Raw genomic sequence first — 19,798 nt, forward strand, 5'->3', positions numbered from 1 at the left:
GGGGAGTGCAGTCGTGCAGTCACTGCAGTGTGCTCGTACATTCGTGAGCACCGCAAACTATTGCATGACGCAAACCCGGACGGAGGACGCGTGTCACAGGAGAAGGCGCGGGAACCGGAGCGGCCGCCGCGCCAGCGCCGGGGGACCCGGTCAGCCGTGCGCCAGCAGCGCTGCCCCGATGATCCCGGCCTCGTTGAGCAGCCCGGCCGGGACGAGCTCGGTGCGGGTCCGCACGTAGGGCGACCACTTCTCGAACTTCTTGCTCACCCCGCCGCCGACCACGATCAGGTCCGGCCACAGCAGGTTCTCGACGTGGGTGAAGTAGCGCTGCAGCCGCCCGCCCCACTCCTCCCAGTCCAGGTCCTCGCGCTCGCGGGCGGAGTCCGCGGCGCGTGACTCGGCGTCGAACCCGTCGATCTCCAGGTGCCCGAACTCGGTGTTGGGCACCAGCTTCCCGTGGTTGACCAGCGCCGACCCGATGCCGGTCCCGAGGGTCACGACGAGCACGAGCCCGTGATGGTGGTCGGCGGCCGCGCCGAACTCGGCCTCGGCGACGCCGGCGGCGTCGGCGTCGTTGACCAGCAGCGCGTCCCGGCCGGTGACCCGGCGCAGGACCGCGGCGGCGTCGCAGTCGATCCAGGCCCGGTCCACGTTGGCCGCGGTGCGGGTCACGCCGTGCTGGACGACGGCCGGGAACGTGCAGCCGAAGGAGTCCCGCCAGTCGAACTCGTCGAGGATCTGCGTGACGGTCTCGGCGACCGCCTCCGGGGTGGACGGCTGCGGCGTCGGGATCCGCACCCGGTCCGCGGCCAGCCGGCCCTTGTGCAGGTCCACCGGGGCGCCCTTGATGCCGGAGCCGCCGATGTCGATACCGAACCCGAGTGCGTGCGTGCTGCTCACGCCCCCGATCCTTCCAGGGCCGCCGCGACCACGCCGCGCGCCTCGTCCTGGACGCGCGTCAGGTGCTCCGGCCCTCGGAAGCTCTCGGCGTAGACCTTGTACACGTCCTCGGTGCCCGACGGGCGGGCGGCGAACCACCCGGCGTCGGTGACGACCTTCAGCCCGCCGATCGCGGCGTCGTTGCCCGGGGCGCGGGTGAGCTTCGCGGTGATCGCGTCCCCGGCGAGCTCGGTGGCGGTGACGGCGTCGGCGTCCAGCTTCGACAGCGCCGCCTTGTCCTCCCGGGAACAGGCGACGTCGGTGCGGGCGTAGGCGGGGGCGCCGAACCGCTCGGTGAGCCGGGCGTAGTGCTCGCTGGGGGTCGACCCGGTGACCGCGGTGATCTCCGAGGCCAGCAGGGCGAGCAGCAGGCCGTCCTTGTCGGTGCTCCAGGGCGAGCCGTCGCGGCGCAGGAACGACGCGCCCGCGCTCTCCTCGCCGCCGAAGCCGATCTCCCCCGAGCGCAGGCCGGGAACGAACCACTTGAACCCGACGGGCACCTCGAACAGCCTGCGGCCGAGGTCACCGGCGACCCGGTCGATCATCGACGAGCTGACCGCGGTCTTGCCGATCCCGGCGGCCGCCGGCCAGCCGGGGCGGTGGGCGAACAGGTAACCGATCGCGACGGCGAGGTAGTGGTTCGGGTTCATCAGGCCGCCGTCGGCGGTGACGATGCCGTGCCGGTCGGCGTCGGCGTCGTTGCCGGTGGCGATGGTGAAGGGGGCCGGGTCGGCCTCCATCCGGGCGCGCAGCGACGCCATCGCGTACGGCGAGCTGCAGTCCATCCGGATCTTCCCGTCCCAGTCCAGGGTCATGAACCCGAAGGCCGGGTCGACGTCGGGGTTCACCACGGTCAGGTCCAGGCCCCAGCGCTGCGCGATCACGCCCCAGTAGTCGACCGAGGCCCCGCCGAGCGGGTCCGCGCCGATGGTGACGCCGGCGTCGCGGACCGCGGCCATGTCGAGCACCTGGTCGAGCTGGTCGACGTAGGTGCCGAGGTAGTCGTAGCGGTGCGCGGCGGCGGCGTCGAACCGGGCGCGGCGCACCTCCGTGAGCCCGCTCTCGAGCAGCTGGTTGGCCCGGTCGGCGATCCAGGACGTCGCCTCGGTGCCGGCGGGGCCGCCGTCCGGCGGGTTGTACTTGAAGCCACCGTCGGCGGGCGGGTTGTGCGACGGGGTGACGACCACGCCGTCGGCGAGGTGCCGGACGTCGCGCCCGGCGTTGGTCACGAGGATCGCGTGCGAGATCGCCGGGGTCGGGGTCAGCCCGTCCCGGGAGTCGACGACGACGTCGACGCCGTTGGCGGCGAACACCTCGGCCGCGGTGCGCCAGGCCGGCTCGGACAGCGCGTGGCTGTCGCGCCCGAGGAACAGCGGGCCGTCGGTGCCCTGCGCGGCCCGGTACTCGACGATCGCCTGGCTGGTGGCGGCGATGTGGTCGTCGTTGAAGGTCGCGGTGAACGCCGACCCGCGGTGCCCCGACGTGCCGAACGCGACCCGTTGCACGTCGACCGACGGGTCGGGGTGGGTCGCGGCGTACGCGGCCAGCAGCGCGTCGACGTCGACGAGGTCCTCGGGGCGGGCCGGGGTCCCGGCGCGCTCGTGCACGGTCATGCCGCGATCCTTCCTCCTCGCCGCGGCCCACGCCACCGCCTACCGTTCCGCGGTGTGCGGATCGCGTCGTTGCTCCCTGCCGGGACCGAGATCGCCGGGCGGCTCGGCCTGGCCGCCGACCTGGTCGGCGTCACCTTCGAGTGCGACGACCCGGTGGGCGTCCGGGACCGGGTGCCGGTGGTCGTCGGCTCCGCGCTGCCGCCCGCCGCGTCGCCGGGGGAGATCGACGCCGTCGTCCGCGAGCGGGCCGCGGCCGGGCTGCCGCTCTACGAGGTCCACCGCGCCCGGCTCGGCGCCGCCGACCCGGAGCTGATCCTCACCCAGGACCTGTGCGCGGTGTGCGCGCTGCCCGGCTCGACCGTCGCGCAGGTGCAGGAGGAGCTGGGGACCCGGGCCCGGGTGCTGTCGCTGGACCCGCACCGGCTGGCCGACGTGCTCGACGCGGTGATCGCGGTCGGCGCCGCGGCCGGGGTGCCGGACCGGGCCGCCGCGCTGGTCGCGGGCCTGTCGGCGCGCCTCGACGCCGTCGCCGCCGCCGTGCGGGGCCGCCCGGCGCCGCGGATGCTGGTGCTGGAGTGGACCGACCCGCCGTTCCTGCCCGGGCACTGGGTGCCCGATCTGGTCACCGCGGCCGGTGGCGTCCCGGTGGCGGCCGCCCCGGGCGGTCGCAGCACCGCCGTCGACCCGGCCGACCTGCCCCCGTGCGACGCCGTGCTGGTCGCGCCGTGCGGCTTCGGCCTCGACGACGCGCTCGCCCAGGCCCGCGCGGCGCTGCCGTGGCTGCCCGCCGGGGTCCCGGTGCACGCGATCGACTCGGCGTCGTTCGTGGTGCGGGCCGGTCCGCGCCTGGTCGACGGGGTCGAGGCGATCGCCGCCCTGCTGCACCCCGGTGCGGTCCCGGCGCCGCCGCCGGGGAGGGTCGCGCGGGTCCGCTGAGCGGGCCTCAGGCCGCGCCGCCCGGGCCGAGCCGCCGGCCGACCAGTCGCGCGATCCACGGCGCGACCAGCAGCATCAGGATCACCCGCAGCACCTGCACCGCGACCACCGAGGTGGCGTCCACGCCGGAGGAGATCGCCGTCGCCAGCACCGCGTACACCCCGCCCGGGGTGGTCGCGAGGTAGCCCTCCAGCGGGGTCATGCCGGTGAAGTGCGACAGCAGCAGCCCCAGTCCGGCGCAGAGCGCGACGACGCCCAGGATCAGCGCGGTCGCCAGCGGCAGCACCCGCGCGACGGTGCCGAGCGCGGCCCGGGTGAAGCGCAGCCCGGCCTGCCAGCCGATGACGGCGTAGGCGACGTCGACGAGCGGCAGCGGCACCGACGCGGCGAAGGAGAACCCGGCCAGGCTGATGACCAGCGCCACCACCATCGGTCCGAGCAGCGCACCGGCGGGGACCCGGGCGAGCTTCCCGAGCGGGACGCCGACGCCCACGCACAGCGCGGTCACCGCGAGCCCGACCCACCACGGCGCGCCGGGGCCGGTGGGCGCGGCGGCAGGTGCGCCGGGGGAGGCGCCGTAGACGACCGCGGCGACCACCGGCATCGTCGCGGTGACCAGCCCGACCCGCAGGTACTGGATGACGGCGACGGTGCGCTCGTCGCCACCCAGCTCGCGGCTGATCGCGACGAGCCCGGACGCGCCGCCCGCGGTCTGCGCGAGCATCCCGGTGAGCGGAGTGACCCCCCGCTGCAGACCCATGAGGAGTCCGGATACCATGCTGACCAGCAGCGTCGCGAGGCTGATCAGCAGGACCGGCAGCCACTCGGCTGCCACCGCGGCCAGGGTGTCCGGGCGGGCGAGCAGGCCGATGACGACGCCGATGACCGCCTGCGCACCCGACGTCGCCGGGCGGGCGACCCGCGCGGGGCCGAGCCCGGTCAGGGCGAGGACGGTCGCGACCAGCAGCCCGGCGAACAGGGCGGGGGAGGGCACGTCGACCGCGGCGAGCCCGGCGGTCACGAGCACGGTCAGCGCGGCGAGCAGCAGCCAGCGCCACCATCCGGACAGCGACGGGCGGGGGCTCACCGTGTGATCACGACCCGAGCCTAAATGGGACAGGCGTACTGGTGCGCGGTGAGTCGGGACACGATCGTTGTCGAGAGCGAACGACCACGGCTTCCCCTCCGGACCCCGCCGGGGTAGGACGGACGGGCACGAGGAGGTGCGCCGATGCGAGACACCCCGAGAGACGACACCGCCGCGACCACCGGGCTCGGCCCGGTGATCGCCGCACTGACCGCGCCCGGCGGGGAGTTCGAGCTGGTCGACGCCGACGTGCGCGGCGCCGCGATGCGGGTCTACCGGCGTGGCCCGCACACCCTGGCCGAGCTGTGGGCGGCGACGGCGGCGTGGCCGGAGCGCACGTTCACCGTCCACCACGGCGAGCGTCGCACCTACGGCGAGCACCGGAGCCTGGTCGCCGACCTGGCCTGCGTGTTCACCGGACGGTTCGGGCTGCGCCCCGGCGACCGGGTCGCGATCGCGATGCGGAACCTGCCGGAGTGGCCGGTGGTCTTCTTCGCCGCCCAGGTCGCGGGGCTGGTCGTCGTCCCGCTGAACGCCTGGTGGCGCGCACCCGAGCTGGCGTGGGCGGTGGCCGACTCCGGTGCCGGGCTGGTCGTGGCCGACCCGGAACGGTGCGCCGCCCTGTGCGGTGGGAGCGGCACCGGGGTGCCGGTCGTCCGGGTCCGCGGGGGCGGCGCGCCCGAGCCCGGTCCGGTGACCGGGTGGGAGGACCTCGGGCTGCGCACCGACGGCCCCGGTGACCCGGTCGGGGTCACCGCGCCCGGCCCGGACGACGACGCGACGATCCTCTACACCTCCGGCACCACCGGCCGACCGAAGGGCGCGGTCGGCACCCACCGCAACCACGTGACGAACCTGCTCAACGTCGCGCTGCAGGCCCGCGCCACCGCGCTCGACTCCGGGGTGGGACCGCCGCCGGGGCAGCAGGGAACGCTGCTGATGTACCCGATGTTCCACATCGCCGGCATCAACGGACTCGTCGGCGCCGTGCTCGGCGGGGCGAAGCTCGCGACCCTGCACCGCTGGGACCCGGCCGCGGCGCGGGCCGTCGTCCGGTCCGAGCGGCTGACCCGTTCCAACGGTGTCCCGTCGACGACGGCGGAGCTGCTCGACGGCGCCGACCCCGCCGACCTCGCGTCGTTGCGGACGGTCGGGATGGGCGGGGCACCCGTGCCGCCCGAGCTCGTCGCGCGGATCGGGCGCGACCTCGGCGCCGGGGCCGCGAACGGCTACGGCCTGACCGAGACGACCTCGGCGATCTGCGCGAACACCAGGTCCGAGTACCGGGCCCGTCCCGACTCGGTCGGCCGGCCCGCGCCGGGGGCCCGGCTGCGGGTCGCCGGCCCGGACGGGGAGGCGCTGCGCGACGGCGAGGTCGGCGAGCTGTGGTTCCGCGGCCCGAACGTCGTCCGCGGCTACTGGAACCGGCCCGACGCCGACGCCGAGGCGTTCGTCGACGGCTGGTTCCGCACCGGCGACCTGGGGCACGTGACCGACGGCTGGGTGTACGTCGTGGACCGGTTGAAGGATGTCGTGCTGCGCGGTGGGGAGAACGTCTACTCCGCGCAGGTGGAGGCGGCGATCCACACCGTCGACGGGGTGCTGGAGGTGGCGGTGCTCGGCGTGCCGCACCCGCGCCTGGGCGAGGAGGTCGCCGCACTGGTCCGGGCCCGCCCCGGAGCGGCCCGCGACGACGACGCCGTCCGCGCCGCCGTCGCCGCGCGGGTGGGGGAGTTCGCCGCGCCCGCGCACGTGCGGTGGACCGACGAGCCGCTGCCCAGGACGGCGACCGGGAAGGTCCGCAAGCGGGAGCTGCGCTCGGGGTTCACCGCTCCGGCGTGAGCGTCCTGCGGGCCGCGGCCACGGCCTCCAGCCAGGGACGCGGGTCCGGGGCGCCGGCCGGCGGGACCAGGTCGACGGTGTCCGGGCCGGCCGCGGCGTGGCTCCGGACGACCGCCTCCACCTCGGCCCGGTGCTCCGGCAGCGCGACGTAGCCGATGCGCCGGAACCCGTCCGCGGCGCCGCCCGGGCCGCACGCGTCGAGCGAGGACCGGACGTCGGCGGGGGTCAGGCCCGAGTCGAGCAGGACCCCGTCGGCGAGGTCCCCGGCCAGCCGCAGGGTGCGTGGCCCGCGCCCGCCGACCAGCACCGGTGGGACGGTCGTGGGCGGGTGGTCGAGCCGGACCCGGTCCAGGGAGACGTAGCGCCCGGAGCGGGTGACCTCGCGACCGGCGAGCAGGTCCCGGACCGCGGTCGTGAGCTCGGCCAGCAGGGTCAGCGGCGAGGCGACCCGGTTGCCGACCTGGCCCATCCAGTCGAGCACGCCGTGCCCGAGGACCGGCAGGTAGCGGCCCGGGAACAGCCGGGCGAGCGAGGCGGTCTCCATGGCGACGACCGCCGGGTTCCGCAGCGGCACCGGGAACAGCCCGACCCCGACGGTCAGGGCGTCGGTGCGGGCCAGCGCGACGGCCGCGGTGGCGGTCCCGCCGTGCAGGAAGCAGTCCTCCCACAGCCACAGCTGGTCCAGCCCCGCGGCCTCGACGTCACGGGCCACGCCCGGCAGCTCCTCGGGGGGCAGCTCGGGCCGGAAGACGATGCCGATGTCCATGGCGGTCACCGTGCCACGCGCGGCCGCCGGCGTCGTACGGCTACCGGGCCGGGTCGATGCGGAACACCGGGCAGATGCCGGTCAGGGCGCCCAGCGCCGCGGGCGTCGGCTCGGCGACGACCCCGTTCTCGACCATGATCCCGACGCCCTCCGGGGTGACCTGCGGCCACACCTCCAGCACCGGGCGCGCCTGCTCCGGCGGCACCTCCACCAGCACGACGGACTCCGGGTCGGCGTCGGGTCCCGTGCTCAGCGTGGCCCGCCCGCCCGCGGCCCGGACGTTGACGATCCAGTCCGCGCCCGGGAACCCGCCGACGACGAACCGCTGCCCGCCGGTCGCGTACACCGTCAGCGGCGTGTGCCGGGGTGTGCCGCTGCGCCGGCCGGGGACGGTCAGGACGGGCAGCTCGAACGGCAGCTCGCCACGGTCGCGCCGGGCGAGCAGGTCGTCGTTCAGGTGCTTGATCTGCTGCGGGGCACGGATGTGACGGCGGGGATCGTCGGACACGGGGGCTCCTCGTTCTCGGATCCGGGTCAGGATGCCACGGGCCGGCGGGCGGGCGCGGGGTGTCGGAGCGGAGGGGACTCAGTCCGACCGCAGCCCGTCCAGCGCCTCCTCGGCCCGGGCCAGGTCCTCCTCGGCCCGCTCGGCCCGCCCCGCGGCGTCCCGGGCGGCGCGGCCGGCCTCGTCGCGGGCACGGTCGGCGTCCTCGGCGGCGGAGCGGGCGCGGTCCAGCTCGGCGGTCAGCTCGTCCACCCGGCGGTGCGCGTCGTCGCGACGCCCGTCGGCCCGGTCGGCGCGGTCGCGGGCGTCGTCGCGTTCGCGGCCGGCGTCGTGGGCGGCCAGCCGGGCGGTCTCGACGGCCTTCTCGGCATCGGCGAGCGCCTGCGCACGCCGTTCGGCCTCGCGTCGCTCCCGCTCCTGCGCGGCGCGGTGCTCGGCCTCCCGCCGGCGGGCGTCGCGCCGTCGCCCGGCGAGCTCCCCGTCGCCGTGACGGCCCTCGCCGCCCCCGTCCGGCTGCGGGGACCGGGCGCGACGCGGAGCGTCCGCGTCCGCCGTGGAGCCCGCCGCCCCGGACCCCGCCTCCCCGAGCGGCCCGAAGCCGCTGTGCCGCTCGTAGCGCTCCAGCCGCCCCGACCGGACCCGGTCGGCCAGGTCCGGGTCGGCCAGCGCCGACTCCAGCACCCACCGCACGTCGCGCTCCACACCGGAGCCCACCCGGGCCCCCGCGGCGCGACCGAGGGCCGCCGCCCGGCGCGCCAGCGCCCCGACCAGCCGGTTGCGCTGCGCGGACACCTCCCGCAGGGCCGCGCCGTCGAGGGAACGCTGGGCGTGGGCCAGCACCGGGGCCAGGGCCAGGAGCCCCTCGACCTCGTCGCGGGCGTCGTCGACCAGCAGGTTCGCCAGCCACGCGGCCCGCGTCGGCCGCCGGGCGGCGGCGATCTCCCGGGCCGCGTCGGTGTCCGCGGCGGCGCGGGCACGGGCGGCGGCATCGTCGCGTGCGGCGACGAAGTCCTCCGGCGGGACCCGGTACAGCCGGTCCAGCTCCGCGTCCGTGTCCACGCCGGCGGCCTCAGCTCAGGTTCGCGTGCGTCCCGACCAGGACGGCGCGGCCGACGGTGTGGCTGAACAGGGTGAACGCCAGGAAGGTGGGCGTCGCGGTGGCGGGCACGTCCAGCGTGGGCACGTCGACCGCGTGCACCACGAAGTAGTACCGGTGCGGGCCGTGCCCGGGCGGCGGCGCGGCGCCCAGGTAGCGGGCCAGGCTCGCGTCGTTGGGCAGCTGGACCGCGCCCTCGGGGAGGCCTGACCCGCTGTCGTCACCCGCGCCGGACGGCAGCGAGGTCACCGAGGCCGGCACGTCGAACACCGCCCAGTGCCAGAACCCGGCGACGGTCGGGGCGTCCGGGTCGTAGCAGGTGACGGCGTAGGACTGCGTCCCCTCGGGCGCGCCGGACCAGGACAGCTGCGGCGAGACGTCCTCCCCGCCCGCGCCGAAGATGCCGGACAGCTGGGGGGTGGCGAGCGCAGCGCCGTCGTTCACGTCGGTGCTGGTCAGGGTGAACGACGGGACCGGGGGCAGCTCGTCGTAGGGGTTGCGGGGCACGGGGCGGACCTCCTCGGATCGGTGGCGGTGGGTCTCGCCGTGATCCTGGCACGGCGCGTCGGCCGCCGTCCGGCCGCGGGGAGGGCAGGGTGTCGGTCCGTGGAGATGCTGCTCGTGCTCGTCGGGCTGATGGTGGCCGCGGTCGTCCTGGTGGGGGTGGGGGACCGGCTCCGGCTGCCCTGGCCCGCGCTGATGGTGGTCCTCGGCGTGGTCGTCGCGCTGCTGCCCGGACTGCCCGACGCGTTCGTCATCGACCCCGAGCTGATCCTGCCGCTGTTCCTGCCGCCGCTGCTGTTCGCCACGGCGCAGCGCACGTCGTGGGCGCTGTTCCGGGCGCGCAGGCGGACGATCGCGCTGCTCGCCGTCGGCCTGGTGCTGGTCACCGCCACCGCCGTCGCCGGGACGGTCTGGCTGCTCGTGCCGGGGCTCGCACTCACCGCCGCCGTCGCGCTCGGGGCGATGGTCGCCCCACCGGACCCGGTCGCCGTCGAGGCCGTCGCCGGGCAGGTCCCGATCCCGCGCCGGGTGGTGGCGGTGCTGCAGAGCGAGGGCCTGTTCAACGACGCCACCGCGCTGGTCGTGTTCCAGGCCGCGGTGCTGGCGACCGTCTCCGGCGACGAGCTGAGCCCGCTCGGGCTGGGCCTGCGGTTCGTGCTCGGCGCCGCCGGCGCGGTCCTCATCGGACTGGGTGTGGCCTGGCTGGCGCGCCGGGTGCTCGGCAGGCTCACCGACGCCACCGGGCGCAGCGCACTCACCCTGGTCCTGCCGTTCGCCACCTACCTGGCCGCCGACGAGCTCGGCGCCTCCGGGGTGATCGCCGTCGTCGTGCTCGCGCTGCAGCTGCGCGCCGGGGCCGACGCCGACGAGGCCGCCGAGCGGCTCACCCAGTCCTCGCTGTGGAACGTCGTCGAGCTGCTGGTCACCGGGCTCGCGTTCGGCCTGATCGGGCTCGACCTGCGCCAGGTCGTGCTCGCCGCGGGCGACGAGCTGCCGGCGATGCTCGCGCACGCGGCGGTCGTGTGCGTGGTCGTCGTCGCGGTGCGGGTGCTGTGGATGGTCGTCGCCTGGCGGCTGCTGTCCCGCAGCGCCGACGACGCCGCCGCGGCCGGCGCCGCGCCGCTCACCGGACGCGAGGCGGTGCTGCTGTCCTGGTGCGGCATGCGCGGTCTCGCCACGCTCGCCCTCGCGCTGTCGCTGCCGGTGCAGACCGCGTCCGGGGCGCCGTTCCCCGCCCGCGACCAGCTCGTCCTCATCGCCGTGTCGGTGCTGTTCGTGACGCTGCTCGTGCCCGGCTTCACCCTCGGCATGCTGGTCCGCGCCCTCGACATCGACGACGAGGCCGACGCCGAGGAGCGCGCCGAACGCGAGATCGTGCTGCGGGCGCGCCGCGCCGCCGTCGCGACCCTGGAGTTCGAACGCACGGTGCGGGGCCTGCCCGAGGAGGTCGGCACCGCGATGCGGGAGCGGGTCGAGCGGCTGGAGCGGGTGCTGTCGGGGGAGACGCCCTCGGAGGAGGAGCGGTCCCGGATCGCGGCGGTGAAGAAGGCCCGCACCGCCTTCGCCGAGGCCCAGGCCTCGGCGCTGGCCGCCGCCCGGACCGAGGTACTGGCCGCGCGGCGTGAGCCCGGTGTCGACCCGCACGCCGTCGACCGGGTGCTGCGCCGCCTCGACCTGCGCACGGTGCTGCTCGACTGAGGGCCGGACGTGTCCGCGTCGACGGTCACGCTCACCGCATGACGTGCCCGTTCAGCGCCCGCACCCGATCCCTGTCCGAGCCCGATCCCACGGTTCCCGGAGGGCCGGTCGTGCGCACGGCGCCGGCCGGCGGGGCCGCGGTGTGGGTGGTCACCGACGAAACGCTCGCCCGGCGGGTGCTCACCGACCCGCGGTTCGCGAAGGACCCCGCGCTCGCCCCTCCGGGCGTCACCGACCTCGAACCGTCCGCCACCGAGCGGCTCTCGCTCACCACCGCCGACGGTCCCGGGCACGCCCGGCTGCGTCGCGCGCACGCACCGCTGCTGTCCGCCCGCGCGCTCGCCCGGTACGCCGGGCGCGCCCGCTCCCTCGCCTCCGCCCTCCTCGAGGGCCTCGGCCCCGGTGAGGTCGACCTGACCGAGGACTTCACCACCCGCTACCCGCTGGCCGTCGTGCTCGAGGTCGTGGGCGCCCCACCCGGGCTCCTCGACGACGCCGTCGCCGCCTGCCGGGCGATGTGGAGTCCCGACCCGGCGGTGGCGGGAGCGGCGTTCGGACGGCTGCAGGCGATCGGCACGGCCGCGGTCACCGACGGGACCGGCGACGGCGTCGCGGCCGGACTGCGTGCCGGCCTGCCCGACCTCACCGACGCCCAGGTCGGCTACCTCGTCTTCGGGCTGGTGTTTCGCCGGGCAGCTCACCACCGACGCCGCGCTCGGGTACGTCGTCGCCCACGCCCTGGACTCCGGGCTCGCCGACCGCACCGCCGAGGAGCTCGACGCGCTGGTCGCCGAGGTGCTGCGGGTCCACCCGCCCGCCCCGTTCTCGCTGTGGCGCTTCGCCCGGACCGACACCGACCTCGGCGGTGAGCCGCTGCCCGCCGGGGCACCGGTGCTGGTCGACATCCGGGGGATCGACGCCCGCCCGGCCGTCGGGCACCCGCTGACCTTCGGGCACGGCCTGCACTTCTGCGCCGGTGCGCACCTGGCCCGCCTCGAGCTCCGCGCCGTGCTGGAGGTGCTGCGGGACAGGTTCCCCGACGCCCGTCCCGCCGGCCCGGTGAGCGGGCTCGTCGAGGTGCACCCCGGCGGACCGGTCGGGGCGCGGCTCGCCGCGTTACCGGTACGGCTGCATCCCGCGCGGTGATCCTTCCCGCATCCCCTCTCCAGCCATCACATGATGAACTGTGCAAATGTTCGAGCGACGGGCGGTGCGGTCCGCGACCGTGACCGCGGCACTCGCCGTACTGCTGGCGGTCGCGCTCGTGGGCTCGCTCGCGTTCGGCGCCGAGGTCCTCCCCGTCGCGAAGGTCGTCGACGCGGTGCTGCACGACCGGCCCGGCCCCGTCTCGACGATCGTCCGGGACCTGCGGATGCCGCGCTCGCTGCTCGCCGCGATCGTCGGCGCGGGCCTCGCGCTCGCCGGCGCCGGGGTGCAGACCCTCGTGCGCAACCCGCTCGCCGACCCCTACCTGCTCGGGGTGTCCTCCGGCGCGAGCGTGGGCGCCACGGCCGTCATCACCACCGGGGTGCTGGGTGCGCTCGGCACCTGGGCGCTGTTCACCGGCGCGCTCCTCGGGGCCCTCGCGGCCGGGGCACTGGTCGGGGCGATCGCCGTCGCCCAGGGCGGGCTCACCCCGATCCGGCTGATCCTCACCGGCACCGTGCTCGGCTCGGCGTTCTCGGCGACGGCGAGCTACCTGGTGTTCCGTTCCGGTGACCCGGCCGCCGCCCAGTCCGTGCTGTTCTGGCTGCTGGGGAGCCTGTCCGGGGCGCAGTGGGACCGGGTCGCGGTGCCGGCGGTGACCGTGGCGCTCCTGCTGGTGCTGCTCGTGGCGTTCAGCGGCTGGCTCGACGCGCTCACCGCCGGGCCCGACACCGCGGCCGCACTCGGCGTGCCGGTGACCGCCGCCCGGACCGCGCTGTTCACCGTGTGCGCGGTCGCGGTCGGCGTGCTCGTCGCGGTGTCCGGGGCGATCGGCTTCGTCGGCCTGGTCGTGCCGCACCTGGCCCGGCTGCTCGTCGGGTCCCGGCACCGGGTGCTGCTGCCGGTGACCGCGCTGGGCGGCGCGCTGTTCCTGCTCGTCGTCGACGTCGCCGCCCGGATCGCGGTGCGGCCCACCGAGATGCCGCTGAGCGTGGTCACCGGGCTGATCGGCGCCCCGGTGTTCCTGATCCTGATGGGCCGCCGCCGCTACCGGACCGCCGGGAGCCTGGCGTGAGCCTGCGTGCCGAGGGGCTCACCTGCGCGCTGGGCGGCCGCACCGTCCTGACCGGGATCGACCTCGCCGTCGAGCCGGGGGAGGTGCTCGGCGTCGTCGGGCCCAACGGCAGCGGCAAGTCCACCCTGCTGCGCGCCCTCGCGGGGATCCGCGGGCCCGCCGCGGGGCGCGTACTGCTCGACGGCACCCCGCTGACCGCGCTGCGGGCCCGGCAGCGGGCCCGGCGGATCGCGTTCGTCGGCCAGGAGGAGGACCTGCCGCCCGACCTGTGCGCCGGGGAGGTCGTCGCGCTCGGTCTGGTGCCGCACCGGCCGCCGTGGGCGGGCGGCGACGCGGTCGAGCGGGCCGCGGTCACCGCGGCGCTGGCCGCGGTCGAGCTCGACGGGCTCGCCGACCGCCCGGTCGACCGGCTCTCCGGCGGTGAGCGGCGCCGGGTGCTGCTCGCCCGCGGCCTCGCCCAGGACGCCGGTGTCCTGCTGCTCGACGAGCCCACCAACCACCTCGACGTCCGGCACGCACTGGGCCTGCTGGAGCTGGTCCGGTCGCTGCGCCGGACCGTGGTGGTGAGCCTGCACGACCTCGACCTGGCCGACCGCTGGTGCGACCGCCTCGTCGTCCTGCACGACGGCCGGGCCCTCCCGGCCGTGTCCGACCTCGACCCCGACACCGTCTCTCGGGTCTTCGGGGTCGCCGCCGCCCGTGTCACGCATCCGGTGACCGGGCGGTCCCGCCTCGTGTTCGACTCGCTCAGGGAGAGCTCGTGACCCGTCCGCTACGCCTGTCCGCCGTCCTCGCCGCGGGGGTGGTCGCCCTCGCCGCCTGCTCGGCGCCCGCCCCGGCACCCGCCGCAGCCGGTGACCCCGCCGGCACGGTCACCGTGCAGAACTGCGGTGCCCCCGCGCAGTTCCCGGCGCCGGCGCAGCGCCTGTTCGTTAACGACGGCAACATGATCTCGATGGTCCTGGCGCTCGGCGCCCAGGACCGGGTTACCGCGGTGTCGAGCATGCAGCGCGACGCCGACACGCTGCGCCGCCACTACGGTGCCGCCGTCGACGGCCTGGCGCAGGCCGCGCCGGAGTACCCGACGCTGGAGACCGTCCTGGCCCGCGACCCCGACGTGATGGTCGCCGGCTGGAACTACGGCTACGGCGAGGAGAAGAACCTCACCCCGCCCGACACCCGCGACCTGCCCGCGGTGAGGGAGAACCGGTTCCTGAACCTGCCCTACGCCCTGTGGACCTCGGGCCCGCTCAACGTCGACGCCGCCGAGCAGGTCCGGGCGGCGCTGGAGCGCTGGAACCTGGTGCCCGCCTCCGGCCTGACCCCGGAGTCCGACGACGTGCCCCGCAGCTGAGCGCGGAGGTCCCGGGGGCACGCCGTACGGCGCCCCCGGGACCGGACCGGCCGGTCAGGTGATCGTGATGCCGCCGTCCACGGCCCAGGTCTGGCCGGTGACGTAGCCACCGGCGTCGGAGGCGAGGAACAGCACGGCCGCCGTCAGCTCCTCCGGGTCGCCCTTGCGGCCCATCGGGATCCGCTCGGTCATCCGCTCCAGGTAGCCGTCCTGGTACTGGTCGGTCATCTCGGAGGCGAAGAACCCGGGCGCGACCGCGTTGACCCGGATGCCCCGGCGGCCGGTCCACTGCTGGGCCAGGTCCCGGGTCAGGCCGACGATCGCCGCCTTGGACGCGGAGTAGGCCGCCTGCGGCAGCGACGCGGTGGTGAGCCCGAGGATCGAGGAGATGTTGACGATGCTCGACCCGGGCGCCATGTGGGCGGCGCAGGCCTGCGCCATCCAGTAGGAGCCGTTGAGGTTCACGTCGACGACGCTGGTGAACTGCTCCGGGGTCTCCTTCAGGGCGGGCACCGCGGTGCCGACGCCGGCGTTGTTGACCAGCACGTCGAGCCGGCCGAACTCGTCGACGGCGGCCTGCGCCAGGGCCCGGCAGTCCTCCGGCTCCGCCACGTCGGTGGCGACGGCCACCGCCCGCCGCCCGGCCGCCTCGACCAGCGCCACGGTGTCGGCCAGCTTCTCGGCCCGCCGCGCCCCCAGCACGAGGTCCGCGCCGGCCTCGGCGAGGCCCTTGGCGAAGGCCACGCCCAGGCCGGAGGAGGCGCCGGTGACGACGGCGACCCTGCCGTCCAGTCGGAATCGCTCGATCACGCTCACCCGGCGACCCTAACCCGGATCAGCCGCCGAGCTTCTCCGCGAGCTGCGGGACGAGCCGCTCCAGGGCGAACGGCGCGGACAGGACGGAGTTGTAGGTCATCGCGCCGCGGGTGTCGGCGTCGGGGACGATCATGTCGCCGCGGGCCACGACCGGGACCTGGCGCAGGACCGGGTCGGAGTCGACCTGCTGCTTCGCGGCGCCCTCGTCGGCCAGCATCACCAGGACGTCGCCGTCGAGCAGGCCGGCCTGCTCGGAGGAGACCTCGACGTAGAAGCTCTGCCGATCGTCGCGCTCGGAGATGGCCGGTGGCTGCGCGAAGCCGAGACCGGTCATGAACTGGCCGCGGGCGTCGGCGGCGGTGAAGGCGCCGTACATGCCGTCGAAGGGCAGCACCGTCGCCCCGACCTTCCCGCGGAACTGCGGGTGCGCGGTGACGGCGTCGGCGAACGCGGCGTCGGCGGTCCGGACCAGCTCCTCGCCGCGAGCGGTCTCACCCAGCGCGGTCGCGACGGCGCGCATCTGGTCGGTGCGGCTCACCCCGAACGCGATGGAGCCCGCGGGACGGGCGACGACCGGCGCGATCGCGGTCAGCCGGTCGTAGGCGGCCTGGTCGATGCCCGAGGACAGCGCGATGATCACGTCCGGGCGCAGCGCGGCGATCCGTTCCAGGTTCGGCTCGGGCTCGGTGAGCACCTGCGGCGCCTCACCCCGCACGAGCCCGCGGGCCCACGGGCCCAGCCCGCCGGTCTCCTGGTAGAAGGTGTAGGAGGCGACCGCGACCGGGGTCGTACCCAGGGCGAGGACGGGGTCGGCGTCGGTGACGCCGAGGGCGATGACCCGCTGTGGGCGGGCGGGGATCTCCGCGGTGCCGAAGGCGTTGTCGATGCGGACGGGGAACGCGCCGTCGGCGGTGGACGGGGCGGCCGTCGGGCCGGGACCGCCGGACGTACAGGCGGTGAGCAGGCCCACGAGGGCCAGCAGGGGGATCAGTCGTCGAAGCACATCGGGACAATAACCGAGGCTAACCTAACCCGAAATGTCCGGAAGATCTCGCCGCGGCGCGTTCGCACCGGCCGACGCGTCGCGGACCGGTGCGAACGCGCGGGCTCAGCCGCGCGGGCGGCGCTTGCGGGCCACGACGGCCCGGTAGAGCAGCGGGTCGCGACTGGTCGCGAGCCGGTGCCGGTAGACGGTCGACCCGAGCTCCTCGAGCTCGCCGGACGCCAGCATCGAGGAGATGAGACCGGCGAACCCGGAGGTGTCGCCGTCGCTCAGGAAGTCGTCCCGCAGGGTGATCGCGACGAAGCCGTCGACCGCGACCATGTCGAACGCGGCGCGGAACGCCGCGGGCGGGATGTCGCCGAAGCCGAGCGCGGCGACGCAGGTCAGGGCGTCGAAACCGCCCGCGGCGATGGTCTCGGTGGTCTCCTCGTCCAGGTCGGTGAGGTCCACGACGTGGTAGTCGTCGTAGACCCCCGGGCGGTCCCGCTCGGCGGCCTCGCGGGCCTCGGGGAGGATGTCGATCCCCACCACCTTGCCGACGCCGCGGGCACGCAGCTCCTCGGCGACGATGCCGTTGCCGGCGCCGACGTCGAGGACCCGCAGCCCGGACGGGTCGACGCCGACGGCGTCGAGCTGCTCGGCCAGCGCGCCGGCCACCACGGCCGGGGACTGGCACTGCAGGATGTCGTAGAACAGCTTCTCGTAGAGGCCCGGGATCTTGAAGAGTTCGTCGTAGTCGTGGAAGCGGTACTCGGTCCACCCGTGTCCGAGGTCCAGCACGCAGTACTCCGCGTCCTGCTCGAACGAGGTCGTGGGTTCCGGCAGAGCAAGCCGGTAGGTCGGTTCGGAACGCTCGACGGCCATGAAAATCCTTCCTGGTCGGGAACGGACACCTCGACGCTAGTGCACCCGGCGCCTCCGACCGGGGGTGAGCGATGTCGCACGGGCCGCGATGTGACTCGGCGGTAGGTGGTGACACGATCGGCTGCGGGAGACACCCGGAGATCACCGTCGATCAGCGAGGAGAGACATGACCCAGCAGCAGAGGACCGCCGTCGTGACCGGTGGGGCGCGCGGCATCGGGGCCGCCACCGCGATCCGGCTCGCCGCCGACGGGCACAAGGTCGCGGTGCTGGACCTGGAGGAGTCGGCCGCGAAGGCCACCGTCGAGGCCATCGAGTCCGCCGGCGGGACCGCGGCCGCGTTCGGTGCGAACGTCGCCGACGAGCAGGCCGTCGCCGCGGCCGTCGACGCGGTCACCGAGCGCCTCGGCGCCCCGACGGTTCTGATCAACAACGCCGGTATCACCAAGGACAACCTGCTGTTCAAGATGACCGTCGACGACTGGGACGCGGTCATGGGCGTGCACCTGCGCGGTGCGTTCCTGATGACCCGCGCGGTGCAGAAGCACATGGTCGACGCCGCCTGGGGCCGGGTCGTGAACCTCTCCTCGACCTCGGCGCTGGGCAACCGCGGCCAGGCGAACTACTCCGCGGCGAAGGCCGGCATGCAGGGCTTCACCAAGACCCTCGCGATCGAGCTCGGCAAGTTCGGCGTCACCGCGAACTGCATCGCCCCCGGCTTCATCGCCTCGGAGATGACCAAGGCGACCGCCGAGCGCATCGGCGTGGACTGGGAGGAGTTCAAGGCCGCCCGGGCCAAGGAGATCCCGGTGCAGCGCCCCGGCGCGCCCGAGGACATCGCCCAGACCGTGTCGTTCTTCGTCGACGAGCGCTCGTCGTTCGTCAGCGGCCAAGTCATCTACGTGGCCGGTGGCCCGAAGGCCTGACCCACCCACGACGAACGGGCCGGCTCCGCTGCTGCGGTGCCGGCCCGTCGGTCGTCGCGGGGGTCAGGAACTGCTGGTCATCGGCACGATCGCCCAGCCGGGGATGTCGTCCTGGCCGGAGACCGGCACGGCGTCCGCGGAGAAGTTGACGAGCAGCACCGAGCCGTCCGCCGCGCGGAAACCACCCAGCGACGAGCCGTCGGTCGCCCGGCCCAGCTCGACGGTGCCCTCACGGAGCCTGGGCACCAGCCAGCGCCACGCGTCGGTCAGCGGGGTCGGCTGACCGCCGTTCTCGTCGGTCGCGGGGGTCCACAGCGAGGAGTACTCGAGCGAGTTGCTGCCCTCGGGACCCCACAGCAGCGAGCCCTGGGTGCCGGAGCGGGCCATCGCCTGCAGGGCGGCGATCGTCGAGACCGCGCTGGCGGGGGAGGCGAAACCGGCCTGGGCGTCGGCGGGGACGTTGGCGTAGAACTCGGCCCACCAGATCGGGAGCTGCGTCCGTTCCTGGATCCAGCGGTCGATCACCGAGAACTTCTCGGCGCCGACGTCGACCGGTGAGATGGCGTCCTGCTGGCCGCGGTTGGTGGTGGAGCCGTCGACGACGATGAAGTCCGCCCCGACGTTGTTCTTCAGCCAGTAGTCCAGGACGTCGAGCGGCCGCTGGTCGAGCGCGCCCCAGGGGCCGCGGATGGCCGAGGCGTCGCCCGAGTCGACCGGCACGCTGCTCATCACGACGTACGGGCCCCCGACCTGGACGTCGGGCCGGACGGACTTCACCGCCTGGTAGACCTGGTTGTAGAAGTTCGTGTAGCCCTCGTAGTCCCAGCGGTTCTCGGCCTGGTTGTAGAAGCCCTTGAGCTCGTTCCACACCAGGACGCGGTCGACCTGCGGGTACCGCTGCACGGCCTCACGGGCGAGGTTGGCGAAATCGGCGAAGTGCTCGGGCAGCGGTGCCTTCTCGAGCCGGTCCCAGCGGGTGGCGCCGCTGTCGCGCGGCGCGCCCTTCATCCAGTCCGGGGAGCAGCAGAGCGTCAGCATCGCCTTGCCGCCGGTCTCCTCGGTGAGCTGCATCCGGCGGTCCAGCGAGCCCCACTCGAACTCACCGGGCCGGGGCTCGGGGTTCAGCGTGCCGAAGCCCATGAGGTGGTGGTTCTGGTACTCCTGCCCGAGGCTCGACAGGATGTCGACGCCGCGCTGGCGGGCCTGCGCGGGCTCGGTGTCGTCGAGGCTGTCCTGGGTGTGGGTCACCCCGATCTCCATCGGGCCCGGCTGCTCGTCCCAGCGCCAGCCGTTCAGGTCGACGGCCTTCGCCGAGGCCTCCAGCGCCGACGACGGCACGGTGTCACCGGTGGTGGTGCCGCCGGTCCCCGAGGTGCAGGCGGCGAGGGCCAGGACCCCCGCGAGCAGCAGGGCCAGGGCCGGGGTCCGGCGCAGGCCGGGCCGGAACCGGGGGGTCCGCGACGGGGACCTCGGTCCGGACGTCGTCGGGGAGGGACGGCGTGACGCTCGCACGGGCTGGTGACCTCACGTTCTGACCGGACGCGGCGCCGGGCGGATGCCGTGGCGCGCGCGGGCTCGTACTGACTCCTGCACTCCTGCGCGGGACGGTGTCCCGGCGAGGTGCTCCCA

The 19,798-nt window shown here is 75.4% G+C and carries 19 protein-coding genes; 8 read left to right on the plus strand and 11 right to left on the minus strand.

What is annotated here, in order from left to right; genetic code table 11:
• Positions 1-150: 150 nt before the first annotated feature.
• Both ppgK and pgm read right to left on the minus strand, forming a co-directional pair.
• Positions 151-900 (minus strand): polyphosphate--glucose phosphotransferase, encoded by a 750-nt coding sequence (ppgK, locus tag MTO91_RS13380; protein ID WP_179759904.1) that lies wholly within the window; start codon positions 898-900, stop codon positions 151-153.
• On the minus strand, positions 897-2,552 hold the full coding sequence (pgm, locus tag MTO91_RS13385; RefSeq protein ID WP_476654757.1) for a phosphoglucomutase (alpha-D-glucose-1,6-bisphosphate-dependent): 1,656 nt from the start codon (positions 2,550-2,552) through the stop codon (positions 897-899). Before pgm ends, ppgK begins: the two co-directional genes overlap by 4 nt.
• Before the next feature lie 54 nt (positions 2,553-2,606).
• Between pgm and MTO91_RS13390 the strand changes: the two genes are divergently transcribed.
• Entirely contained in the window at positions 2,607-3,488 is an 882-nt protein-coding gene (locus MTO91_RS13390) for an ABC transporter substrate-binding protein (RefSeq protein ID WP_476654759.1), read from the plus strand.
• A gap of 7 nt (positions 3,489-3,495) precedes the next feature.
• Here MTO91_RS13390 and MTO91_RS13395 read toward each other — a convergent pair whose 3' ends face one another.
• Positions 3,496-4,575: an AbrB family transcriptional regulator gene (locus MTO91_RS13395; RefSeq protein WP_476654761.1), complete on the minus strand. Its 1,080-nt coding sequence runs from the start codon at positions 4,573-4,575 to the stop codon at positions 3,496-3,498.
• Between the two features lie 144 nt (positions 4,576-4,719).
• On the opposite strand from MTO91_RS13395, the gene MTO91_RS13400 reads away from it, so the two are divergent.
• Positions 4,720-6,417, plus strand: a complete 1,698-nt coding sequence (locus tag MTO91_RS13400; protein ID WP_476654763.1) for a class I adenylate-forming enzyme family protein — start codon at positions 4,720-4,722, stop codon at positions 6,415-6,417.
• Here the strand turns inward: MTO91_RS13400 and MTO91_RS13405 are convergent.
• The 4 genes from MTO91_RS13405 to MTO91_RS13420 all read right to left on the minus strand — a co-directional run bounded on the left by MTO91_RS13405 (position 6,401) and on the right by MTO91_RS13420 (position 9,291).
• Complete coding sequence (locus MTO91_RS13405) at positions 6,401-7,183, minus strand: LLM class flavin-dependent oxidoreductase (RefSeq protein WP_476654765.1); 783 nt, start codon at positions 7,181-7,183, stop codon at positions 6,401-6,403. The two genes, MTO91_RS13400 and MTO91_RS13405, sit on opposite strands and share 17 nt — an antisense overlap.
• A 40-nt stretch (positions 7,184-7,223) precedes the next feature.
• On the minus strand, positions 7,224-7,691 hold the full coding sequence (locus tag MTO91_RS13410) for a nitroreductase/quinone reductase family protein (protein ID WP_476654767.1): 468 nt from the start codon (positions 7,689-7,691) through the stop codon (positions 7,224-7,226).
• A gap of 78 nt (positions 7,692-7,769) precedes the next feature.
• Entirely contained in the window at positions 7,770-8,747 is a 978-nt protein-coding gene (locus tag MTO91_RS13415) for a hypothetical protein (protein ID WP_476654768.1), read from the minus strand.
• Between the two features lie 10 nt (positions 8,748-8,757).
• Complete coding sequence (locus MTO91_RS13420) at positions 8,758-9,291, minus strand: YbhB/YbcL family Raf kinase inhibitor-like protein (RefSeq protein WP_476654770.1); 534 nt, start codon at positions 9,289-9,291, stop codon at positions 8,758-8,760.
• 105 nt (positions 9,292-9,396) lie between these two features.
• Here MTO91_RS13420 and MTO91_RS13425 point away from each other — a divergent pair, with 105 nt between their 5' ends.
• From MTO91_RS13425 to MTO91_RS13445, 5 genes are all read left to right on the plus strand, one after another.
• Positions 9,397-10,986, plus strand: a complete 1,590-nt coding sequence (locus MTO91_RS13425; protein WP_251783001.1) for a Na+/H+ antiporter — start codon at positions 9,397-9,399, stop codon at positions 10,984-10,986.
• 624 nt (positions 10,987-11,610) lie between these two features.
• Positions 11,611-12,132 carry a cytochrome P450 gene (locus tag MTO91_RS13430; protein WP_476654772.1) on the plus strand — a complete coding sequence of 174 codons (522 nt, stop codon included), beginning with the start codon at positions 11,611-11,613 and terminating at the stop codon, positions 12,130-12,132.
• 46 nt (positions 12,133-12,178) lie between these two features.
• Positions 12,179-13,207 (plus strand): FecCD family ABC transporter permease, encoded by a 1,029-nt coding sequence (locus tag MTO91_RS13435; RefSeq protein ID WP_476654774.1) that lies wholly within the window; start codon positions 12,179-12,181, stop codon positions 13,205-13,207.
• The gene (locus tag MTO91_RS13440; RefSeq protein ID WP_476654775.1) at positions 13,204-13,971 is read left to right on the plus strand and encodes an ABC transporter ATP-binding protein; all 768 of its coding nucleotides are present in this window, start codon (positions 13,204-13,206) and stop codon (positions 13,969-13,971) included. The genes MTO91_RS13435 and MTO91_RS13440 overlap by 4 nt, the downstream gene beginning before the upstream one ends.
• Positions 13,968-14,561 (plus strand): TroA family protein, encoded by a 594-nt coding sequence (locus MTO91_RS13445; RefSeq protein ID WP_405417177.1) that lies wholly within the window; start codon positions 13,968-13,970, stop codon positions 14,559-14,561. The genes MTO91_RS13440 and MTO91_RS13445 overlap by 4 nt, the downstream gene beginning before the upstream one ends.
• Before the next feature lie 54 nt (positions 14,562-14,615).
• Here MTO91_RS13445 and MTO91_RS13450 read toward each other — a convergent pair whose 3' ends face one another.
• From MTO91_RS13450 to MTO91_RS13460, 3 genes are all read right to left on the minus strand, one after another.
• A complete protein-coding gene (locus tag MTO91_RS13450; RefSeq protein ID WP_226365196.1) occupies positions 14,616-15,377 on the minus strand; it encodes an SDR family NAD(P)-dependent oxidoreductase in 762 nt (253 codons plus the stop codon).
• A 19-nt stretch (positions 15,378-15,396) separates the two neighbouring features.
• A complete protein-coding gene (locus tag MTO91_RS13455) occupies positions 15,397-16,263 on the minus strand; it encodes an iron-siderophore ABC transporter substrate-binding protein (protein ID WP_476654871.1) in 867 nt (288 codons plus the stop codon).
• Positions 16,264-16,485: 222 nt separating this feature from the next.
• Positions 16,486-17,244, minus strand: a complete 759-nt coding sequence (locus MTO91_RS13460) for a class I SAM-dependent DNA methyltransferase (RefSeq protein WP_100877803.1) — start codon at positions 17,242-17,244, stop codon at positions 16,486-16,488.
• A gap of 166 nt (positions 17,245-17,410) precedes the next feature.
• Here MTO91_RS13460 and fabG point away from each other — a divergent pair, with 166 nt between their 5' ends.
• Entirely contained in the window at positions 17,411-18,169 is a 759-nt protein-coding gene (gene fabG, locus MTO91_RS13465; protein ID WP_178373846.1) for a 3-oxoacyl-ACP reductase FabG, read from the plus strand.
• Between the two features lie 63 nt (positions 18,170-18,232).
• On the opposite strand, the gene MTO91_RS13470 is transcribed toward fabG, so the two are convergent.
• Complete coding sequence (locus MTO91_RS13470; protein ID WP_476654777.1) at positions 18,233-19,681, minus strand: GH39 family glycosyl hydrolase; 1,449 nt, start codon at positions 19,679-19,681, stop codon at positions 18,233-18,235.
• Between the last annotated feature and the right edge of the window lie 117 nt (positions 19,682-19,798).

The organism is Pseudonocardia sp. 2-7 (assembly GCF_056341085.1).

Excerpts from the sequence above, each read along its gene's own strand:
- MTO91_RS13400 (WP_476654763.1), top strand. The coding sequence starts at position 4,720 with ATGCGAGACACCCCGAGAGACGACACCGCCGCGACCACCGGGCTCGGC.
- MTO91_RS13405 (WP_476654765.1), bottom strand. The coding sequence starts at position 7,183 with ATGGACATCGGCATCGTCTTCCGGCCCGAGCTGCCCCCCGAGGAGCTG.
- MTO91_RS13460 (WP_100877803.1), bottom strand. The coding sequence starts at position 17,244 with ATGGCCGTCGAGCGTTCCGAACCGACCTACCGGCTTGCTCTGCCGGAA.
- pgm (WP_476654757.1), bottom strand. The coding sequence starts at position 2,552 with ATGACCGTGCACGAGCGCGCCGGGACCCCGGCCCGCCCCGAGGACCTC.
- fabG (WP_178373846.1), top strand. The coding sequence starts at position 17,411 with ATGACCCAGCAGCAGAGGACCGCCGTCGTGACCGGTGGGGCGCGCGGC.
- MTO91_RS13425 (WP_251783001.1), top strand. The coding sequence starts at position 9,397 with ATGCTGCTCGTGCTCGTCGGGCTGATGGTGGCCGCGGTCGTCCTGGTG.
- MTO91_RS13435 (WP_476654774.1), top strand. The coding sequence starts at position 12,179 with ATGTTCGAGCGACGGGCGGTGCGGTCCGCGACCGTGACCGCGGCACTC.